This is a genomic window from Anaerococcus provencensis (genome assembly GCF_000312365.2).
Lineage (GTDB): Bacteria > Bacillota > Clostridia > Tissierellales > Peptoniphilaceae > Anaerococcus > Anaerococcus provencensis.
In genome coordinates, this window is the sequence record NZ_HG003688.1 from 1 (window position 1) to 22,511 (window position 22,511).

General features: G+C 33.5%; 15 protein-coding genes and 1 pseudogene. 11 read left to right on the forward strand and 5 right to left on the reverse strand.

Annotated elements, in window-relative coordinates; genetic code table 11:
- Positions 1-96, forward strand: a pseudogene (locus BN38_RS11660) (IS200/IS605 family transposase); the annotation flags it as partial.
- Between the two features lie 107 nt (positions 97-203).
- Here the strand turns inward: BN38_RS11660 and BN38_RS08545 are convergent.
- Complete coding sequence (locus tag BN38_RS08545; RefSeq protein ID WP_044566911.1) at positions 204-629, reverse strand: Fur family transcriptional regulator; 426 nt, start codon at positions 627-629, stop codon at positions 204-206.
- A gap of 99 nt (positions 630-728) precedes the next feature.
- On the opposite strand from BN38_RS08545, the gene BN38_RS08550 reads away from it, so the two are divergent.
- The 8 genes from BN38_RS08550 (at position 729) to addA (ending at position 15,035) form a co-directional block, all read left to right on the forward strand.
- Complete coding sequence (locus BN38_RS08550) at positions 729-1,922, forward strand: metal ABC transporter solute-binding protein, Zn/Mn family (protein ID WP_044566914.1); 1,194 nt, start codon at positions 729-731, stop codon at positions 1,920-1,922.
- Between the two features lie 3 nt (positions 1,923-1,925).
- On the forward strand, positions 1,926-2,591 hold the full coding sequence (locus BN38_RS08555; RefSeq protein ID WP_044566917.1) for a metal ABC transporter ATP-binding protein: 666 nt from the start codon (positions 1,926-1,928) through the stop codon (positions 2,589-2,591).
- Positions 2,584-3,375, forward strand: a complete 792-nt coding sequence (locus tag BN38_RS08560; protein WP_044566919.1) for a metal ABC transporter permease — start codon at positions 2,584-2,586, stop codon at positions 3,373-3,375. The genes BN38_RS08555 and BN38_RS08560 overlap by 8 nt, the downstream gene beginning before the upstream one ends.
- Before the next feature lie 72 nt (positions 3,376-3,447).
- Positions 3,448-4,170, forward strand: a complete 723-nt coding sequence (locus BN38_RS08565; protein ID WP_044566921.1) for a YaaA family protein — start codon at positions 3,448-3,450, stop codon at positions 4,168-4,170.
- Positions 4,167-5,267 carry an exonuclease SbcCD subunit D gene (locus BN38_RS08570; RefSeq protein WP_044566923.1) on the forward strand — a complete coding sequence of 367 codons (1,101 nt, stop codon included), beginning with the start codon at positions 4,167-4,169 and terminating at the stop codon, positions 5,265-5,267. The genes BN38_RS08565 and BN38_RS08570 overlap by 4 nt, the downstream gene beginning before the upstream one ends.
- On the forward strand, positions 5,264-8,320 hold the full coding sequence (locus BN38_RS08575; RefSeq protein WP_044566925.1) for an AAA family ATPase: 3,057 nt from the start codon (positions 5,264-5,266) through the stop codon (positions 8,318-8,320). The genes BN38_RS08570 and BN38_RS08575 overlap by 4 nt, the downstream gene beginning before the upstream one ends.
- Complete coding sequence (locus BN38_RS08580) at positions 8,317-11,667, forward strand: PD-(D/E)XK nuclease family protein (protein WP_044566927.1); 3,351 nt, start codon at positions 8,317-8,319, stop codon at positions 11,665-11,667. Before BN38_RS08575 ends, BN38_RS08580 begins: the two co-directional genes overlap by 4 nt.
- A complete protein-coding gene (gene addA / locus BN38_RS08585) occupies positions 11,667-15,035 on the forward strand; it encodes a helicase-exonuclease AddAB subunit AddA (protein ID WP_044566929.1) in 3,369 nt (1,122 codons plus the stop codon). Before BN38_RS08580 ends, addA begins: the two co-directional genes overlap by 1 nt.
- Before the next feature lie 96 nt (positions 15,036-15,131).
- Here the strand turns inward: addA and ymfI are convergent, their stop codons facing one another.
- Positions 15,132-15,860 (reverse strand): elongation factor P 5-aminopentanone reductase, encoded by a 729-nt coding sequence (ymfI, locus tag BN38_RS08590; protein ID WP_044566932.1) that lies wholly within the window; start codon positions 15,858-15,860, stop codon positions 15,132-15,134.
- 45 nt (positions 15,861-15,905) lie between these two features.
- Between ymfI and BN38_RS08595 the strand changes: the two genes are divergently transcribed.
- Together BN38_RS08595 and BN38_RS10790 are read left to right on the forward strand one after the other, a co-directional pair.
- The gene (locus tag BN38_RS08595; protein ID WP_044566936.1) at positions 15,906-16,742 is read left to right on the forward strand and encodes an aldo/keto reductase; all 837 of its coding nucleotides are present in this window, start codon (positions 15,906-15,908) and stop codon (positions 16,740-16,742) included.
- Positions 16,743-16,877: 135 nt separating this feature from the next.
- A complete protein-coding gene (locus BN38_RS10790; protein WP_049944482.1) occupies positions 16,878-17,543 on the forward strand; it encodes a hypothetical protein in 666 nt (221 codons plus the stop codon).
- Positions 17,544-17,727: 184 nt separating this feature from the next.
- Here BN38_RS10790 and BN38_RS08605 read toward each other — a convergent pair whose 3' ends face one another.
- The 3 genes from BN38_RS08605 to BN38_RS08615 all read right to left on the reverse strand — a co-directional run bounded on the left by BN38_RS08605 (position 17,728) and on the right by BN38_RS08615 (position 22,477).
- Positions 17,728-19,947 (reverse strand): metallophosphoesterase, encoded by a 2,220-nt coding sequence (locus tag BN38_RS08605; protein WP_044566938.1) that lies wholly within the window; start codon positions 19,945-19,947, stop codon positions 17,728-17,730.
- Positions 19,948-20,241: 294 nt separating this feature from the next.
- Positions 20,242-21,648: an NADPH-dependent glutamate synthase gene (gene gltA / locus BN38_RS08610; RefSeq protein WP_044566940.1), complete on the reverse strand. Its 1,407-nt coding sequence runs from the start codon at positions 21,646-21,648 to the stop codon at positions 20,242-20,244.
- Entirely contained in the window at positions 21,641-22,477 is an 837-nt protein-coding gene (locus BN38_RS08615; RefSeq protein WP_044566942.1) for a sulfide/dihydroorotate dehydrogenase-like FAD/NAD-binding protein, read from the reverse strand. The genes gltA and BN38_RS08615 overlap by 8 nt, the downstream gene beginning before the upstream one ends.
- Between the last annotated feature and the right edge of the window lie 34 nt (positions 22,478-22,511).

Consider the following 22,511-nt stretch of genomic DNA (forward strand, 5'->3'; position numbering starts at 1 on the left):
AATCAACTAAAAGAAGACTATTATGCGGATCAAATAAGTATCAAGGAATACTATGACCCGTTTACGGGAGAGTCAGTAAAAAGAAGCAATAAATAAACTGCTTAAGCAGAAGCTGAGAAAGTGGTGCATGTGGAGATAATACTCGGAGCCCCAATAGGGGCGTGCCGGTATTCGCGCCTTCTAGGCGCTGTGGAAACTACCAGCTAAGCTGGTAGTTCTGATTTTTTCTGACAGTCTGGACATATTCCAGTAAATTCAAAATTGTGGCCGTTGATTACAAAGCCAGTTTCTTTCTCTATTTCATCTTCCAGTTCGTGGACCGGGCAATTTTCTATAGTGAGTTTTTTGTGGCATATATTACAAGTTATAAAATGTTTGTGGTGGCTGTCGTTTAATTGATAGTAGCTTATACCATCGAGATTTGTAGTCTTAAGTAGGACACCTTTTTCTTCTAATATATTTAAGTTTCTATAGATAGTTGATAAGTCCATGTCGTAATCTTTTTTGAGTTTATCAAAAAGCTCTTCTGCGGATATTGGATTATCACAAGATTTTAAATTTTCTAAGATTAGTTTTCTATATTTGGTGACCTTTAGATCCTTGTCCTTTAAGAGTTCATTAATATTCATAATTACCTCCGTTAATATTATTATACAATTATTTGACATATAAATAAATTGTTATATAATACTTGTTGCAAATGATTTGCATTATGAATGGAGGAGAATATGAAATACAAAAACCTAGCATTAGTACTTGCACTTGGATTAAGTTTAAGTGCTTGTGGACAAAAAGCAGAAAATGGAGATGAAACTCCAGTAAATGAGCCAAAGACAGAAGAAAGTCTTGATGAGCCAACAAAAGAAGACAATGAAGATGAGAGCGCATCTTCTGACGATCAAGCAGAAGAAACCGTAGTATATACTTCTTTCTATCCTATTTATAACCTAACTAAACAAATAGCAGGGGATAAGATGGAAGTAAAATCTTTCACAAATCTAAAGGCTGAAAGTCACGGATGGGAACCTTCTGCAAAAGACATAGCAGAATTATCAAATTCTAAATTAATGTTTATAAATGGTGCAGGCATGGAAGAATGGGAAGATTCATTAGAAGATTCTACTGATATAGAACTTGTTGATACTAGTGAGGGACTTGATCTGATAAAAGCAAACCACGAGGATCACGACCACGAACATGAAGATGAAGACCATGATCACGATCATGAACACGAAGACGAACATGCAGATCATGAACATGAAGAAGAACATGCGGATCACGAGCATGAAGAAGAGAATGCGGATCATGAACATGAAGAAGAGAATGCGGATCACGAAGATGAGGAAGAAGATGCAGACCATGAACACGAAGAACACGATCATGAACACAATCATGGAGAATTTGACCCACACACATGGTTAAGTCCAAAAAATGGCCTTGCTCAAGCCAAAGTTATTGCTGAAAAACTTAGCCAAGTTGACCCAGCAAACAAAGATTATTATATGGACAATTATAAGAAAATAGAAGATGAGTTAAATTCTATGATTGATGAATATAGCAAAAAATTTGAAGAAGCTTCTAACAAAAACTTTCTTGTAAACCATAAGGCATTTTCATATATAGCTCGCGATTTTAACTTAAATCAAATAGCTCTTACAAGTCTTACATCAACTGATGATACAGATGCAAAAACTTTAAAAGAAGCAGCTGAAAAAGCAAAAGAGTTGAATATCAATACTATTTTCTATGAAATGGGTGGATCTGATAAGAGTGCAAAAACCCTAGCTGATGAAATTGGTGCAGAGATTAAACCACTTAATACCCTAGAACTTGCAACAGATGAAGATTTGGACAATAATAAGACTTACCAAGAGTTAATCAGATACAATCTAGAAGAAATTTACAAATCATTAGAAAAATAATAAATGACCTTAATAAGTATTAATAATTTAAGCTTTGCTTATGATCAAAAAGAAATTTTAAAAAATATAAATCTAAAGTTAGAAGCAGGAGACTTCCTAGCTATAAGTGGGGAAAATGGATCTGGCAAGACCACCCTTGTCAAGATTCTTACCAAAGAGATCCCTATCAAAAGAGGCTTTGTAGAAATTTTTGACAAAGATATCAACGATTTTGACAACTTCCAAAAAGTAGGTTATGTTCCTCAACTTAACGAGTCTTCAAACATTGCTTTTCCTCTCACTTGTAGGGAGTATGTTATCTTAAACTTGTACAATAACTTTGGCAAATTTAAGAGACCTACAAGAGAAAATATGAAGACAGTTGAGGATATATTTAGGATATTAAATATAGAAAATTTAATTGACAAGCCCTTCAATAAATTATCCGGTGGTCAGCAACAAAGGGTTATGATTGCAAGATGTTTGGTAAATAACCCAGACGTTTTGATCCTAGATGAGCCAACTGTGGGTATTGACCAGGCCAACAAAGAAGATTTTCTAGACTTACTTTTGCATCTAAATAAAAAACATTCTTTGAGTATAATTATTATAAGTCACGAGATGGAATTTATAAAAAATTATGTCAACAAAGTTGTTGTTTTAAAGGAAGGTATGATATTAGATGCTTGAATTTGCATTTATGAGAAGATCCCTTGCCATTGGAATTATGCTTGCAATAATCATTCCTATGATTGGGATTATAATGATAAATAGAAAAACTTCTATGATAGGAGACGCCCTAAGCCACTCATCTCTTGCAGGTATTGGTTTGGGTCTTATATTTGGTATAAACCCACTTTGGACATCTCTTATCATATGTATAATTGCAAGTTTTGCCATAGAAAGTTTAAGGAAGAAATTCCCCAAATACGGTGATATGGCAACAGCCATTGTAATGAGTACAGGCATTGCCATTGCATCAATTCTTTCTGACTTTACCCCAGGTGGAACAAGTTTTGAATCCTTTATGTTTGGTTCTATTACCACTGTATCTAGTGAAGATGTGTATATAGTTTTATTTGTTTTTTTTATTGTTGTGATTAGCTCCCTATATCTGTATTACGGACTACTATACACATCCATCAACCCAGTATTGGCAAGACTTGCAGGTGTCAACACCAGTGCCATCAATATATTTTTCACCCTACTAACTGCAGTTACTGTTGCAATTTCTGCAAAAACTGTAGGGGCCTTGATGGTAACGTCTCTTATGACAATTCCAGTTGCAGGAGCCATGGTTTTTGCAAAGTCATACAAAAAAATGTATATTGCTTCAATATTTTTATCAGTTATATTTATGGTTGCTGGTATTTGTGCTTCTTATTATTTGGGCATCAAGCCAGGAGGAGCCATAGTTATAATTGCAGTGATTTCGTTTTTGCTTATAAGTTTAGTAAATTACTTCAAAAATTAATATTTTATTTAGAAATAGCAGGCTTAGACCTGCTTTTTTCTATGTTATAATATTTATATACGGAGGACTTTGATGAAAATAATTATTTCACCAGCAAAAAGTTTTAAAGAAAATAAAGATATACCGACAGAAGACCTACTATTTAAAGATAAAACTCAGTATTTAGTAAATAAACTCAAAAAATATACCATGAACGAGATGGGCAATCTCCATGGCACAAATGATAAGCTTACAGAAAAAGCCTATTATGATTACCAAGAAATGGATTTGAATAATCTTAAAAACCCTGCTCTTTTCGCCTATGATGGTTTGATTTTTAAGCAATTTAAAAGGGAAGATTTTGATGATTTAGACTATTTAAACGATCATCTTTACATAATCTCACCCCTATATGGAGCTTTAAAACCACTTACAGCTATAGCTGATTATAGGTTGTACTTTGACAACAAGGATATTGATCTCTACGACTTCTGGAAGGACTTAATCTACAAGGAAGTTTATAAGGATAATGATACAATCATTAATCTTGCTAGTGTAGAATATGCAAAGACAATTACTGATTACCTAAAAGATGGTGATAGATTTATTACCATAGATTTTAAGGATGTAAGAGATGGGAAACTAAAATCAATTGTGGCTTGGATGAAGCAAATGCGTGGGAAAATGGTCAAAGAGATCATTAGTCAAAAAATTGAAGACCCAGAAAAAATAAAAGAAATTGAAATAGATGGTTACAAATACGATCCATACAATTCTACTTCTGACAGATGGGTCTTTGTAAGGGACAATCAATGAAATTACTTCACTTAGCAGACCTACATTTGGGCAAGAGTATCGGTAATTACTCTTTAATCGAAGATCAAAAATACGCCTTAGACCAAATATTGGATATTATTGATAGGGAAAAAGTTGATGTGGTAATGATTGCAGGAGACATATTTAACACTCAAATTTCAAGTGTTGAAGCACTTAGCCTTTATTCTAACTTCATAGAAGAAATTATATTTAACAAGGAAAAAATCGTTCTTGCCATAAGTGGCAATCACGATTCTGCCAAAAGACTCGATGTCAATAGCAAATTTTACAAGGCCAAAAATTATCATCTTGTTGGGGAATACAAAAATGATATTATCACACTCGAAGATGAGTACGGGAAAATTAATTTCTACCTTGTGCCTTTTATTTCCCTAAATCAGGCCAGTCTAATCTTTGATAAGGAAATGGCCAATTTCACAGAAGTCTATAAAGAAGTTCTAAAGGATATACCATATGAGGATAGAAATGTCTTAATTAGCCATTGTTATGCTAACAATATTGCAATAGAGGATGATGATTTATATACAGAGGGTCAAAAACCCCTTACTATTGGTGGGTCTGATGCTATGGATGCCCACCTTTTCGAAAACTTCGACTATGTTGCCCTTGGTCATCTCCACAACAGACACTATGTTCTTGACCCCAAAATCCGTTACTCAGGAACTTTTATGAAATATTCCTTTGATGAGGAGAATAAAAGAAAGTCAGTAACCCTTGTCGATATAAGAGATAATGCTAAAACTTATGATATAGACATCAAATCCCTAAGGGATTTTAGAACTATAAGTGGTAAATTTGCTGATGTAATTAATGAAAATCCAAGCGATGATTATATAAAGGTAGTACTTGAAGATGATTCTACTATAGAAAATGCTATGGCAAAGTTAAAGGAAAAATTCCCTCATATTGTTCAAATTACTTACAAAAACAAGGGTATATTTGCTGGGGATAGCGACTTTGATATAGACCTTAGCGGGAAAACTGCCATAGAATTGTTTGAGGAATTTTATAAATTCAAGATGGACGAAGAAATGACTGCTGATAAGCTAGAAGTTTTAAAAAAGGTGATTGGATGAGACCACTAAAACTAAAAGTTAGAGGATTTTTAACTTATAAAAATGAAATAGAAATTGATTTTACAAGGCTTTATGAAAAGAAAATTTTTCTTATAGCAGGAGATACTGGTTCGGGCAAAACCAGTATTTTTGATGCTATAACCTACGCTCTCTACGGAGAAGTAGCTAGAGATATAGATCAAAATAGTTTGAGAAGTGATTTTCTTAACGAAAGTGATTCTTACACCTATGTTGACCTTGTTTTTGAAGTTGATGGAAAGATATATCAGATAGAAAGAATACCTAATCAAATAGCAAAAAAATCAAAGCCAGGCCAAAATATCAAAACTTCGGTAACCCTCTATGATATAACTAGCGAAAAGAATATTATTTCAGAGAAAAAGACCCAAACAGACAAAAAATTAGTAGAAATAATCGGCCTCGATAAGAACCAATTTACAAAAGTAATGCTCCTTGCCCAGGGTGAATTTCAAGAATTTCTACAAGCAAAATCGGACGATAGGACTAAGCTTTTGGGCAATATTTTCAAAACCTATGAATACAAGGAGATTCAGGAAAAAATAAAAGAGAAAGCAAGGCTAAAATCAAAAGACATGGAGATAATTGATGAAAGGCTTGAAACAATTATCTACCAATATCCATATATATCAGAAAAAGTCGACAGAGACCAGGTCCTAGTTCATGATTTTAGAAATATTTTAGCAGCAATAGATAAGTATCATAAAGCTATGACTATGGAATTTAATGACATAAATAACAAAGAGACTAGCTTGGAAGATAAGGAAAAAGAGGCCATAAGTAAGAAAGAAAAGGCCAAGACCTTAAATGCAAATATCCAAAGATATTTTGATATAAAAGATAAGAAGACAAAGCTATTAGCAGATGAAAATACTTATAAAGAAAAGAAAAGTAAATTGGAAAAATCTGAATTTGCGAAAAGCATAAAAATATATGAAGATAGATACAAAAAAGCATGCTTGGATAGGAAAAATGCTAATGGCAATTTTAAGAAATATTCAAAATCTTTAGAAGAAATAGACCGAGAATTAATCCACCTAAAAAGCTATTATGACAATCTTACCGACAAGCAAGAAAATGTTAATAATTTAAAGATAGAATTAAAAGATATGCTGAGCTTATCAGATAGATTTCAAAATTTTGTAGCAAACAAGAAATCTTACGAAAAGATCCAAGAAAATGAAAGTATATTGAAGGAAAAAAAGAAAGACTTAGATCAAGTATCAAGTGAAATTGACAAATTAAATGATTCTATAAACGGCTTAAACGATGAAGAAGCTAAAATGAGAGATGACATTTATAGGCTTAAAGAAAGTCTCATGGATCTTAACCATGAAAAGACCATTATAGAAGATAAGATAGTTTTAAAAAATAAAAATATCGAAATTAATGAGAAGATACTAGCAAATAAGAAGGCCTTAGAAGATTTACACCTAGAAAAAATCGATATAAATAATAAGGTCAACGAATATTATCTAAACCAAAGACTGATTGATTTGAATAAGTTTATTGACGAGCTAAATGACACAAAAATTTGTCCGGTTTGTGGCCATAGACACGAAGATAAGTTTGAAAAGCATCATACAGCAGAAATTGATATCGATCAAATTAACAAGGATTTATATGAGATAAATTCAAAGATTACAAGCTTGGAATCACAAAATGATATCTATAAAAAGTCACTGGTAGAAATAGAAGATGATGTTAATATTCTATCTGATTTTGAAAAGCTTAAAGAAAATATAAAAAGAATCGAAAGTGAGATTTCTACTGATAATGAAAAACTTACTGAAATAATAAGTAAAAAATCTCTTGAAAGGGAGAAATTATCTAAGGTAAATTCAAGAGCAAATGAACTAAAAGATCAGATTGAGGCCATTGATAAGATTATTAACGAGGGAGGATTAGTAAAGGCCGCATATCTTTCAGAAAAGGATAAGTTTGAAGATATAAATATAGATGACCTTGGTGAAAAAATAGAGAAGATTAAAAAGGAAATAAAGACCTTAGATGAAGAAATTTTAAATACGACTAGGTCATATAATAATTTACTTACAAAAAAAACTGAAATCACTACTAATATTTCCAACAGTCAAAATTTAATTGGTCAATATGAAAAAGAAGAAAAAGAATTTTTTGATGAATTTGAAAAGAAAGTAGCAGAAAATTTTGAGGATAAAGCTTCGTATTTTAAGGCATTAGAAGATTACCAGGCTATTTATCCTAAAAAAACTGAGATTGAAAATTACTTCAAAGAATTAGAAAAAATTAATACCCTATATGAAAACTATAAGGTATACAAAGATGAAAATCCTGTGGATATTGAAAAGATTGAAGAAGAAATTCTAGCTTTTAGTCAAAGATTAAAAAGTTTGAGAGAAGATAAATCTAATTTACAAGTTAAAATTACGAATGTAAAAAATACTTATGACAATTTATATGACATAGAAAAATCTTACAAAGAGATTAGTGCCGAGTCGCAAATACTCCAAAATCTTTCAAAAATTGCTGATGGTTCTTTTGCCAAGGTAGCTGGCAGGGAAAAAATCGACTTTGAGACCTTTGTCCTAACCTATTACTTTGACAAGGTCTTATCCTATGCCAACAAGAGACTCTATGCTATGAGTAATGGTCAATTTTCACTAATAAGAAAGTCTTATGGAGATGATTTGAGGATGAAGCAGGGACTAGATATAGAAATTTTAGATGCAAATACTGGAAAGAAAAGGCCGGCTTCAACCCTATCTGGCGGTGAATCTTTCTTAGCTTCTCTTTCTCTTGCCCTAGGCCTTTCAGATGAGATTGCTGCTGAAAATGGGGGGATTAAGATCGACACACTCTTTATTGATGAGGGCTTTGGAACTTTGTCAGAAGATTATCTAAATAAGGTCATAGAACAGATTGAAAAGTTATCCTATGAGAATAAGTTTATAGGACTTATTTCTCATGTGGGAGAATTAAAAGATGCAATTGATGCAAAAATAATCGTCACATACACCAGTGATGAGGGCAGTTTTATAGAGGTTAAGCCATGATAAATCTAATCATATCAAAATCACCCAGTGCAAATTCAAAATTTATTTATAAAAAAATTGAAGAAGATATCAAAAATGGTGAGAAAAGTTTTCTGATAGTTCCAGAACAATACACCCTACAAACTGATATAAATTTGATGAAAAATATAAGTTTTTCAACTGTCATGGATATAAAAGTCCTATCTTTTTCATCCTTTTCCAGATTTATATTAGATAGAGTTGGGGGCCTTGGTGAAGAGTCTTTGTCAAAATCGGGCAAGATTATGATTTTAACTAATATCCTGAGAGATTTAAATGATCATCTTGTTTTGTTTAAAAATAACTATCTCAATGCAGCTTTCGTGGAAGACATAGAAAGTTTGATCAGTACTATAAAGGACAATAATTTTGACCAGGAATTTTTTAAGGCAATTGATACTGGCCTTTCAGATGAAGTTTTAAAATTAAAGTTTAGAGAGCTAAAGCTAATTTATGACGCTTATCAAAAAGAGATCGATGGCAAATTTATAGATAGCGAAGATAGGTTATGCCAAGTTAGTGAAAAACTTAGCCAAGCCGAATTTTTAAGGGGGGCAAATTTCTATTTTGACAAATTTGACTATGTTTCAGATATAAAAATGGATTTTATATGGGGACTTTTAAAACTAGGGTGCAAGGTAAATATTAATCTTACACTTGATATGGCCTATATCAAAAATCCTATGGCAAAGGATATGGAAATTTATGACATGGCCATCAAATTTTATCATAGGATAAATGAAATGAGACCAACAAAAGAAATTATCCTAGATGCACCTATCAATAAAAACGAAGACATCAACCATCTTTGCATAAATTATGAGAAATATAATAGAAAAGCTTATGGCAAAGATCCGAAAAATATCCATGTTTTGGAGTCTACTTCAACCCACAGCGAAGTGGAAAATATTGCCCTAATTATTAAAAAACTAATCCATGAAGAAGACTTAAGATATAAGGATATATCACTTTATATAAGCGATCAGAGCGAATATGAAAATGAAATTAAGAAGATTTTTAACCGCTATGAGATTCCTATATTTTTAAATAGGACCAATAAACTTTCTGATAACCATATAGTAAAAACCTATCTATCAATCCTTCGCTTGCTTGCCTTTGGATTTAATGAACACGATTTAAATTTTTTCTTAAGGTCAAATATATATGATTTTGGCGAAAATGCAGAAGAAAAAGTGATTGTTTTTCAAAACTATATCAAGAATAGAAATATAAAAGGCTCTATGTTTTGGGATGATAGATATTTTGAAATGGATAGAGATTTTTACGATAAATTTTATAAAGATGATCCTAGAAAAGAAGAAAAACTTGCTAGTAAATCCTTAGAATTTGGAATGGTTAATCAAATTAGAGATGAGCTGATATCACTTCTAGAGCCACTTTTTAAAATTTCTAAGAAAAAAGCAAAGACAAGTATCCTAGTAGATGGAATTTATAGAATGATGAGTCATCCAAATTTTATAACAGGCATTAACAATTACCAAACTATCTTAAAAGAAGAGAATGATTTGGATAATTATGAAGAAAATGCCCAAGTCTGGGGTAAGCTCATGGCAATACTTGAAGAGCTACATTCATTGATGGAACATAGGGATAATGACATCAGGGGCATCTATAATATCATAAAATCGGTTGCAGAAGATATTGAAATTGGAATCATCCCACCAAGTAAGGACCATGTCACTATATCAAGTTTTAAATCACCAAGAATAGCAGACACTAGGATAAATTTTGCCCTAGGACTTAACGATACATTTTTCCCATCTAAATCTACAGGAGATTTTATCATGGGCAAGGAAGAAAAGGAAAAACTTCAAGCTATAAATTTGGATTTGAAAATCTACGAAGAAGACCTAGAAGAAAAAGAAAAACTAAACCTATACAAGATCTTTGAAAAATCAGACAAAATTTACCTATCCTTTGCCCTAAGTGATAGAAGTGGAGCTGGTATAAACAAATCTCCAGTTTTAAATGGTATATTAAATATTTTTCCTAAATTAAGAATCAATGACCTTACTAGTTTAAAAGAGGCTGACCTTATTTATTCCAAGGACCTTAGTCAAAAATATACTATGGATAACCTGTGGAAGATTAGAAGAGGAGAAAGCGTTCCTGGCCTTGATTTTACAAAAACTTATAATGCATATATCAAAAACTATGGTTCATATGATTTGTTACTAAAGGGTTTGTTTCACACTAATGACAAGGCGTCCTTGCATTTAGACACTGCGCAAAAACTCTATAGGAAGAATCATTTCAACATCACAGAAATTGAAACTTATTCTAGGTGTCCATATAGGTACTTTGTAAACTTTGGCCTAAGACCAGCTTATGAAGAAAATTACGATGTCGATGCTAGAGAACTAGGAAGCTTGGTTCATAATTCTCTTGAAGATATTTCAAAAATTTTGATGGATGCCGACCTTACTTCTATAGATTATGATGAATTTGAAGACCAACTAAGGAAAAATTTTGAAGCTTCTATAGATAATATCATGGATAAGGCGAGAAAAGCTGACCCTAGAAATGTCTTTATAGTAAATAACATATTGAAAAATACCAAGGCTAATTCTAAGGAAATCATTAACCAATTGAAAGCAGGAGAATTTAAAGTTTCAGATGTGGAAGTTGATTTTGGCTATGGCAAGGATGGGGATTTCCCACCGGTTTATGTTGACGAAGAAAACTATCTGAGAGGCAGAATTGATAGGATTGACCAGGCTGATGATTTTATAAGGATTATCGACTACAAGACTGGCAACAAGGTATTTAAACTGGTAAATGTCCTAAATGGTCTGGACCTACAACTCTTAGTTTATATGATGAGCGCTGATATCAAAAACGACTATATCAAGCCAATTGGTTCTTTTTATATGCCACTTTCTGACGAGTTGGTCAAACTTGACCAAGCCTACGACAGGGAAGTCCTATCAAAGATCTACCAAGATAAGTTTAAAATGAATGGACTTCTTATCAAAATAAATGAAGAAGTTTTTAAGTTAATTGATAAAAACTATAGTGACATCAAAAGTATTGATGTGATTGATAGGAAAAACACCGATATTTTGGAAAAAGATGAGAAAATACTTTTGGATAAATTTGTTAGAAAGCTCATAAGCAAGTATATCAAAGAGATAAAAATTGGAAATATAAAATTAAATCCAATCAGATATACAGACACAATGAACGAATGCCAATATTGTGACTATAAGGGTATTTGCAAGTTTGACGAGTCAATTGATAGTGACAAGTATAGAGATTTTGACAAGACTAAGAAACTAGAAGATTTAAGAAGTGAGGAGGAAGACTGATGGCTGATATCAAATATACTGATAGCCAACTTATGGCTATAAAAGAGCGTGACAAAAATATAATAGTATCAGCTGCAGCAGGATCTGGAAAGACCAGGGTTCTAGTCGACAGGGTGATAGATTTGGTGGTAAATGATAAGGTTGACATAGACAAAATGGTTATTGTAACTTTTACCAACAAGGCTTCAGTTGAGATGAAAGATAGGATAAGACTTGCCTTAGAAGAAATTCTTGAAAAGAATCCAGCAAACAAGTTTATAAAAAACCAAGTCAAACTTATCAAACATGCCCATATCCAAACCATGCACTCCTTTGCTTCAGATATGCTTAGGGAATATTTTTATTATTTTGATAATCTTTCCCCAAGTTTTAAGGTGGTAAGTGAGTCTACTAATGTCTTAATAAAAGAAGCAGCTATTGACGAAGTTTTTGACGAAGAATACCAAAGGGAAAGTGAGACTTTTCATAAGTTCATCCACAACTTTTCGACTTCTAGAAACGACAGAAATGCAAAAAATGTCATCCTCCAAACTTACGAAAAATCAACCTCTCAAATCGATCCTATAGGATGGCTTGATGCAAAGACTGAAAAACCATTTGATTTTAATGTTTTTATAGAAATCATAGAGAAAAAATTATCTGACATAGAAAAATCAATATTAGAGACCAAGCAAATAGCAGAAAATGCCAGTCTTCGAGAAGACTATGCTAATCTTTTTGCAAGTGACTTGGATATAGTTAGAAATCTTAGCATTAAAGCTTTTAAGGATTGGGATATTTTTATTGATAAGATATCAAAAGTAAAGTTTCCAACCATGGTTCGTGCCAAAAAAGATGAGAAAGACATACAGCCTATTTTGAAAAAAAATAGAGATGCCTACAAAAATGACATAAAAACTATTTCTTCCTTGGTCCTAAACACAAATTCTTCAATAGTAGAGGAATTTTCCAAAAAAGAAGTAGATATTCTAAAAGAACTAGCAAGATTATGCAAATCTTTTATGGAAAAGTATGAGTCAAAAAAGCTAGAAAAATCTTATCTAGATTTTAATGATATGGAAGCTTATTTCATAAAATTACTTGAAAATGATGAAGCTCTTTCTACCATAAAGGATAGATTTTCATATATATTTTTTGATGAGTATCAAGATTCTAACGAAATCCAAAACTATATAATTGAAAAATTGAAGGCCGAGGATAATTTGTTTTTCGTAGGCGATGTTAAACAGTCAATCTATGGCTTCCGTAGGGCAAGGCCAGATTTATTCTTAGATAAACTTGACCAATACGAGAAATCTTCAGACAAATCTATGAGGATAAACCTTAACGAAAACTTTAGGACAGATGCAGATATACTAAATTTTGATAACTTTATTTTTGAAAGGCTAATGACAAAAGAATCTTCTGGTATAGATTACAGAAACGGTGGCCACAGGCTAAATCCAACGCAAAACTTTGATAAGCCTAGGCCAAAAACTGAAATCCATATTATAGACAAAGGGATTGATGAGGCTAACCATATAGCTGAAGTGATCAAAGATTTGCTAGATCAGGGCTATGAATACAAGGATATAGCAATTCTCCTAAGGTCAGGAGCTAAGTCCTATATCTACGAAAATGCCTTTAAGGATGCTGAAATCCCGTTTTTTAACGATATTTCCAAAGTTTCCTTTGGAGCAGTTGAGGTTACATTTTTTAAAAACATCTTACATCTTATTGCTAATCCAAAGGACGACCTTGCACTTTTGTCGGTCCTCCAAAGTGAGATATATGAATTTAGCGAAGATGATTTGGCTCAAATTAGACTAAATACAGATGCAACAAGTTTTGCCAAGGCCTTTGACGATTATGATATAAAGGGAGATATTTTAAATAAAATCATAGATTTCAAGACGGAAATGACCACCTATAATTATAGACTTTCTCTCATGAACTTATACGAATTTGGCAACTTTATTTTTGAAAATTCTGGTTACTATAATTATTTAATGGCAAGGGATAGGGCAAATGATAGGATTGCCAATGTAGAAGCTTTCATAGATTTGATGAGTGAATACGAAGAAAATAATGACGATGGTCTATTTGGATTTCTAGACTATGCAGAAAATTTAAGACTCTATCAAACTGATAATCTAAATGCAGTAAGGGACCTGTCAGAAAATGAAAATTTGGTGAGGATAATGACCATTCACAAGTCCAAGGGCCTGGAATTTCCTGTAGTAATCCTTGCTGACACAGCAAAAAGATTCAATATCAACCACCTTCGCGAAAATATTGCCTTTGATGATGAACTTGGCATAGGGATAAATGTGGCAGATTATGAAAACAAGGTCAAACTTTCATCGATAAAAAGAGATCTTATAAACGAAAAAACCACCATTGAAAATAAAAAAGAAGAGATGCGAGTTCTCTACGTTGCTCTCACTAGACCTATTAATAAATTAATAATCGTGGGCGAGAAAGATATAGATAAGCTTGATAAAAATATCGGTAGAAAAGATTTTCTAAATATGACTTCATATATTGACTGGATAATTTCAATAATTTCTACTGACAAAATTGCAGCAGATATAAATAATGGAAATTATGAAAGCAATGCCCTTGAGGGACTAGCAAAGCTTGATTTAATAAGGGAAGAAAGAGAATATAAAAAATTTCATATACATGGCATAAAAGATATTTTGGAAGATCAGAAAGTAAATGAGAAACTCTACCAAAAAATGTTAGATATCTACCAAGTTCCTTACAAAAATCTAGCAGATACTAAAGAATCCATCAAAAAATCTGTAACAGAAATTACCAAAAATTTCAATCCAGAAGAAGATGGCTACGAATTGCCAGCCTACGATAGATTTAGGGAGTCTGGAGAATTTAGAAAGCCAAACTTTATTACAGAAATCAAAGCCTATAAGCCAACTGATATAGGAACTATCATTCACAAGGTCTTCCAAGCCTTGGACTATGAAGATTATGATAAGGAAAGATTGAAAGATAGCTTTGATAAACTTATCAAAGAAAACAAGATTAGAGCAGAAAAATTGAAAGTAGTAGATGAAGATAAAATAATTAACTATTACTCCAATCCGACCATAAAAAATCTTTATCAAAATGCAAGTAATCTAAGAAAAGAAGAATCATTTTTGATGAAATATGAGGATTATTATGTAAATGGGCAGATAGATTTGATATTCGAATTTGATGATCATGCAGTACTATTGGACTTTAAAACTGATGCTATAAAAAGAGAAGGATTTTATGATGATCAGCTTAGAGTTTATAAAAAGGCAATTGAAGATGCTTTAAAGAAAGAAGTTAAAGAGTCTTTGATTTATTGGTATAGTGCTGGAGAATTGGAAAAAATTAATTGATTTAATAATAGATTTAAGGACCTAGACCACAATGAATACCCTAGGTCCTTTTTCCTGCAGCCCAAAAACGCCTGCATGTTAAACTTTTCTTTTTCTTTAATAAAATCCACCGTTAATATGAATTATATCTCCAGTTATATAGGAAGCCTCATCTGATATTAGATACTTTACCAATCCTGCAATTTCTTCAGGTCTAGCAAATCTGTTTAATGAGACTTCCTTTTTTAACTCTTCAATCTCCTCATCTGTGAAGTCATTTCTCATCATATCAGTTTCTACCATGCCAGGAGCTATGGCATTTACCCTGATGCCTGATGGAGCAAGTTCTTTTGCCAAGGCCTTTGTGAAAGTATTGATGCCACCCTTAGATGTGGAGTAGAGGGCTTCCATGCTCGCTCCAAAGTCTCCCCAAATAGAGCTCATATTTATGATTACTCCGTATCTGTTAGAAATCATATTTGGTATGGCTCTTTTGCTATTTAGAAAAACTGAGTTTAAATTGGTATTTATTACATCTTTCCACGTTTGAAATTCTATGTCTTGGATAAGAGAAAAGTGGGAAATGCCGGCATTATTGATTAGTATATCCACATGGCCGAAGTTTTTTTCAGCCACATCAAACATCATAGCCACATCTTCTTCTTTTGACACGTCAGCCTTTACCGCTATAACATTTGGATTTGTCTCTCTAAGCTCGTACAAAAGCTTGAAGGCTTTTTCTTTGCTGTTTCTATAATTTATTATTATCTTGTAATCATCATTAAGTCTTCTGGCAATTGCAGCACCAATCCCCCTAGAAGATCCTGTTATTAATACTGTTTTCATAGTACAATTATACATAAAGAGAGCATTTTAATAAAGGAGACAAGCATGAAGTATTTTAAACTAAATGACGGGATAGAAGTTCCGGCCATAGGACTTGGAACATTTAAAATAACTGAAGAAAAAGATATGGATCATACCATAGAAGCAGCGCTTGAGGCAGGCTATACTTATTTTGACACAGCAAAATATTATCACAATGAAGATATTTTGGGCAAATATCTTAAGGAGTCTGGCAAAAAAAGATCAGACTACCAAATAGCAACCAAGGTTTGGCCAAGCGCCTTTGGTTATGATGCGACCAAGAAATCCTTGGACGATTCCCTAAAAGATCTAAAGGTTGACTATATAGACGTTGCTCTAATTCACTGGTATGGAGAGGGCTATAAGGAAACTTGGGAAGTTTTCAATGATTACAAGAACCAAGGACTAATCAAATCAATTGGAGTATGTAATTTTTCTATTAAGCAAATGACAGAGCTATTAAAAGAAGGTCCAGCTCCAGTCCTAGACCAACTAGAAAGCCATCCACACTTACAAGATGTGGATACTCACAACTTCCTAAAAGAAAATAATATACTCCACCAAGCTTGGAGCCCACTCACCCAAGGGAAGTCAAATATATTTGAAGAAGAAGTAATAAAAAATTTAGCGAAAAAATATGGCAAATCTCCTGCTCAAATCATACTAAAATGGAATATAAGCCGTGGAGTAATGGTCCTTGCCAAATCATCTCATAAAGAAAGAATAAGAGAAAATATTGATATCTTTGACTTTGAACTTACAGATGAAGATATGAAAGCGATGGCAAGCCTTGACAAAAAGCAAAGATACTCAGCTGACCCAGAAGATAAAAAATGGCTAGAAGAAGCAGCTCGCATGTAAGGATTTTTAGATAAACTAAGAAGTCGATAAAATAATGCTCAAATTTTCTACATAATCATTGCAAAATGATTACAAAGGCAATATAATATATGTAGTCAGATAGGCTATTATATTAATAGATTAAAGGAGAAAATTATGAAAAATAGCAAAATCTTGGCAGTAGCACTTTCTACTGGCTTAGTATTTGGTGGTGCATATACTGTTAAATCAGCTAATATTTCTTATGCAGCTGAAGCAAGTGATGGACATGTAACAGAATATGTAGATCTAACTGATATGGAAATAGAACCAACTGAAGAAGGATTACTTCCTGAAAAAGACATACCTGGATATGTTTACTTAAGAACAGAATATGACGAAGCTGGCAATGCTTCTCACGTATACCACAATGTAACAGGTACTCCAGAAGATGAAGAAACAGAACCATCAGATGATAATAAAGATGATGTAAGTGACAAAGAAAAAGAAGCAAAAGATTTAACTGACAAATTAAATAAAATAACAAAAGATATTCAAGATACATTGATAGAAAACGAAAAGAATATCGATGACAAAAAGCCAGAAGATGATAAGAAACCTGAAGATGACAAAAAGCCAGAAGATGATAAGAAACCTGAAGATGACAAAAAGCCAGAAGATGATAAAAAGCCAGAAGATGACAAAAAACCAGAAGATAAAAAACCTGAAAACAAGAAACCAGCTACATCTAACCCAAAAACTGGCGTAGGTGCAATGACATCTGTAGTTTCAACACTAGCAATCTCAATGGCTGGTATCGTAGCAACAAGAAAGAAAAAATAATTAAAAACTTATATTAGATAATATTGCGCAAATTATCTGACTAGAAAAACTCGAGTTAATCTCGAGTTTTTTGTATCTTAATATTTATGATAGAAAGAATGATTTAATTGTTTAGTAAAATGATATACCTAGGGTATTCCCTAGTTTAAAAAAAGATGCCCTTATAAAGAGCATCTAATTTTACTTATTTATTTTTCTTTGATGCAAAGAATCCTGCACTTGCAAGTGCTAGTGTTGTGTATACGCTTGCTAGGCTTGCTATTCCTGTTTTTGGATTTGAAGATTCTTTTGAACTTTTTTTGGATTCTTCTTTTTTACTTGCTTTAGTTTTTGGATTTTTGTTTGTTTTTGGAGCTTTAGGAGCCTTTGGACCTTCTTCTGCTTTTGATGTAAACTTGATGTCTGATAGTCTTGTTTTTAGGACTTCTATAGCAGAGTCAATTTCTTCTTGGCTAGTATACTTGCTATCTAGAACTTCATTAGCTATATCAAGAGCATCTTGGTATAATTTTACATTTTCTTCATCTTGAACTAATTTGAATGATTTAGCTTGATTGATGTAATTTTCAAGTTTTGTCTTGTCGACTTTTTTGTCATTCATGTTTGGATTTTTTATAAAATCATCTGTTTTGTTGATAGTGTAGGTGTCGACAATCTTGCCTTCTGGATCCATTGTTGTTAGATTGAATTTGTTTTGAGCAAAGCTTAGGGTAGAGAAGAGTTGGCTACGGTCGTCCAAGCTTCTTACTACAAACCATTGGTCTTCTCCGATTGGATTGTAGAATTTTGCTCCCGCAGATGCAGACATAGTTAGGAAAAGTGTTCCACGTGGGTTGGTGACTTCTCTTTTGTCATAATCTAATTTTATACCATCTACTATTACCTTGCCATTGTTATATATTCTGTTGTTGTAGGTTTCTGAATAGCCTTCTTTGATGCCCGCATTTTCATTTTTTGAATCTGTACCATAGGCTTCTTCAAAGCTCATCGCCTGTTCTCCAGCAAGCATTTGACCAGTTCTGGTGTAGATATGATCGTGGCCGTTTAGGACTAGATCTATACCATTTTCGTTAAAGATTTTTACAAGTTCATGTCTTCTTTGAAGTATATCTTTGTCAGATGTGTGGGTTGCTGTTGAGTATGGTGCGTGGTGGAATGATACTACCTTCCATGAGAAGTTTTTGCCACGTTCTTTTGTTGCTTTTTCGATTGCATCTTTGATGAACGCTTCGTGTTCTTTGGAATCAAGTACATTTGAGTTAAGGTTTATAAACAATGTATCACCATATGAGTAGTAGTAGTCTCCAGGAATATAGTAAGCAGTTCCATCTTCGTTAACTTTTGATATTGATCCTAATTTTGATTCGTTTGGTAGATAGAAGTGGTCAGCAAAAACTGTATTTCTTTGGCTATGGCCATCCTTATCATTGACATATGTTTCGTGGTTACCTACTACTGATGAGAATACTCTTTCTTTGTATAAGTCATTATCCAAGAAATAGTCATATTCACCTTCTAAGTTTGCAATCTCTACATTGTCGCCCATAGATAGGTAGAAATGTGGATCAAGTTTACGAGCTTTTTCTATAGACTTGCCAAAGTCTATCTTGTCTTGGTCAACCTTTGCTTGGGTGTTTTTATTTAGTCCTTTTTTATCCCAAACACTATCACCAGATCCCATTTGTGGGTCGCCGAAATAAGCTATGGAGAATTCATTGTTTTTGCCAAGAGCCTTTGTTTGTAGACTATAAGTTTCTGACTTGTAAGATCCTGTTTGTACATAGTATGTATAAGTTTTACCAGGAGTGATATTTACTATAGCTGTGTAGGTGCTATATCCATTTTTGTCACCAGTTTTTCTTGATCTAATAGGTGTGTATTCTTTACCATCAAATACAAGCTTTGATTCTGTAACATCGCCTGTTGCAAACCATGTGATTGCAATTTCGTTTTCATTTTTACCATTATTTACTACGATGTTCTTAATTGGTGTTGTTATAGATTTTAAATTGTGGTTGGCGTATTCGCCATCTTTTTTACCGTATTCACCATCTGTTTCTTCCAACTTTTTAGCTACTTCTGGGTCAATGTTATTAACGTTTTGATCCTCGCCAAAAGTGTCTCGATCTGTTTCTGTAGCTCTGTTAAATTTGTTTGTACCATCAGCTTCTCTTACATTTGCTTCATTTTTTGGGAATGTAACTTCGTCATCTTGGAAGTTAAAAACATTATCAGCTGAGTAATCAATTGCTTCATGGTTAGTTTCGCTTGTTGCTTCTTCACTTGTTTCGATGATTGCTGCTTCTGGTTCTTTAATTTCTTCTGCTGCATGTGCAGTAGGGAAGATGGTTGTTGTAGCAGTTGCTATAACTAGGGCTAATATTATTTTTTTGTTGTTTTTCATAAATATCCTCCTATGTATAATCACATTTATTGTAGGCCTGATTTATTTCGATATTTATAAATCTATGTTAAATCCTTGTAAAAATAAAAAGGGGCTGTTGCAAAATAGATAAATCGTTCCTATATCATTCGAGCACCCTCCCAGAAAGTTTGGCCTCCCTAAGCCGGCGGGCTAAATCTCAAACTTTCTGGGAGTGCACTCCAATGATGGAACGATAGATATCTATCAATTTGCAACAGCCCCAATTAGAAAGATAATATTATTTAGCATTGTCAAAAATGTTCTAAGTAATAATCATTCTTTAGATTTTTTAGCTTTGATATATTTGTCGATATTTTCAGCGGCTTTTTTGCCAGCACCCATGGCAAGGATTACAGTTGCAGCTCCACTTACGGCATCACCGCCTGCAAACACTCCGTCTTTGGTAGTCATAGTAGTATCTTCACTTATGATGATTCCACCCCAAGATTCTGTTTCTATATCAGCATTTGTTTGTTTGATAAGTGGATTTGGACTTTGGCCTATGGAAATTATTACAGAGTCAAAATCAACTTTTTCGTATTCACCTGTTGGAATAGGACGGCGACGACCAGACTTATCTGGCTTACCAAGTTGCATCTTTTCAAGCTTTACAGCTTTGACCCAACCATCTTCGCCAAGGATTTCTACTGGATTGTGGAGGTTTAAGAATTTTACTCCTTCTTCCATAGCATGGTGGCTTTCTTCAATCCTTGCAGGCATTTCTTCAAAGCTTCTTCTGTAGACTACGGTTACATCAGCACCAAGTCTTTTTGCAGATCTTGCTGCATCCATTGCTACGTTCCCACCACCAACAACGCAAACTTTTTTGCCGACATTAACTGGTGTATCGAATTCTGGGAACTTATAGGCTTTCATTAAATTCATCCTGGTCAAAAACTCATTTGCAGAGTATACGCCATTTAAGTTTTCTCCAGGGATGCCCAAAAATGATGGAAGACCAGCACCCGTTGAAATATATATAGCCTCAAAACCTTGGTCAAAGAGTTCATCTAGGGAAATAGTACGACCTACTATAGTATTGGTTTGTAGTCTTACTCCTAGTCCTATTACATTTTTTAGTTCCTTTTGTACAAGTGCCTTTGGCAACCTAAATTCCGGTATACCATACATCAAAACTCCACCTGCTGTGTGGAAGGCTTCAAATATTACAACTTGATAACCCATTTTTGCAAGATCTGCAGCAGCAGATAGACCAGATGGCCCAGAACCTATTACGGCTACTTTTGTATTTTGGCTGGTTACTTCTACAGGTTTGTTGTAGGAATTGCTCATATGCCAATCAGCGACAAATCTTTCAAGTCGACCTATAGCAACTGGTTCGCTTTTGATTCCTCTAGTGCATACGCCCTCGCATTGAACTTCTTGTGGGCAGACTCTACCACAAATGGCTGGTAGGTTGTTGGTTTTTGCAATTGCATCATAGGCATTTTCCAAATCTCCACTTACAAGGTGGTTGATAAATTCTGGAATATGAACTGATACTGGACAGCCAGCCATACATGGGGCGTTTTTGCATTGCAAACACCTAGTTGCTTCTTCTTGGGCCATTTCCAAAGTGTATCCCAGGGTTACTTCTTCAAAATTACTATTTCTAACATTTGGGTCTTGTTCTGGCATCTTAACTTTTTCTTTTGCCATATTAATTTTGTAATCAGCCATTTCTTACCTCTCCTGTTAAGTTGCAAACATGGTCTCTTTCTTCTTTTATGTAGTTTCTAGATCTATTCATAGCTTCAGTGAAATCTACTTTGTAACCATCAAAATCTGGACCATCTACACAGGCAAATTTCATCTGGCCATCAACTGTTAACCTGCAGCAACCACACATACCGGTGCCATCAACCATAGTTGAGTTCATACTAACTGTAACTGGTATATTATAAGGTCTGGCTACTTCTACAACATTTTTCATCATTATTACTGGCCCTATGGCAAGAATATGGTCGTAATTTTTGCCAGAGTCAATATTATCCTTTAAGATCTCTGTTACAAAACCAGAATGTCCATATGATCCATCATCAGTTGCTATGTACAAGTTTTCACTAGATTCTTTTAGCTCGTCTTCAAGCAAAATTAAATCTTTGTTTCTAAAGCCAATTATTACGTCAACATGAGCACCGATATCGTGTAGATATTTGGCTTGTGGATAGGCAATTGCAGTACCAAGACCACCACCGACTACACATACATTTTTGCCTTTAAGACTATCAAGTTCTGTTGGGATTCCTAGTGGACCTACAAAGTCAAGGAAACCATCTCCAGCCTTAAGCTTATCCATTCTCATAGTAGTTCCACCAACTACTTGAACAATTATTGTAACATTTTCACCATCTGTAGAAGAAATGGTAAAAGGTACTCTTTCTCCTTTTTCATCTAGTCTAAGCATTATAAATTGTCCTGGCAAAGCCCTTTTGGCAATGTTTGGAGCATTAACTACAAATTTAATTGTATTTTCATTTAAGTTTGTTTTTTCAATTATTCTAGCCATATTGCCTCCTGTTATAATAATAACAAATCATAGT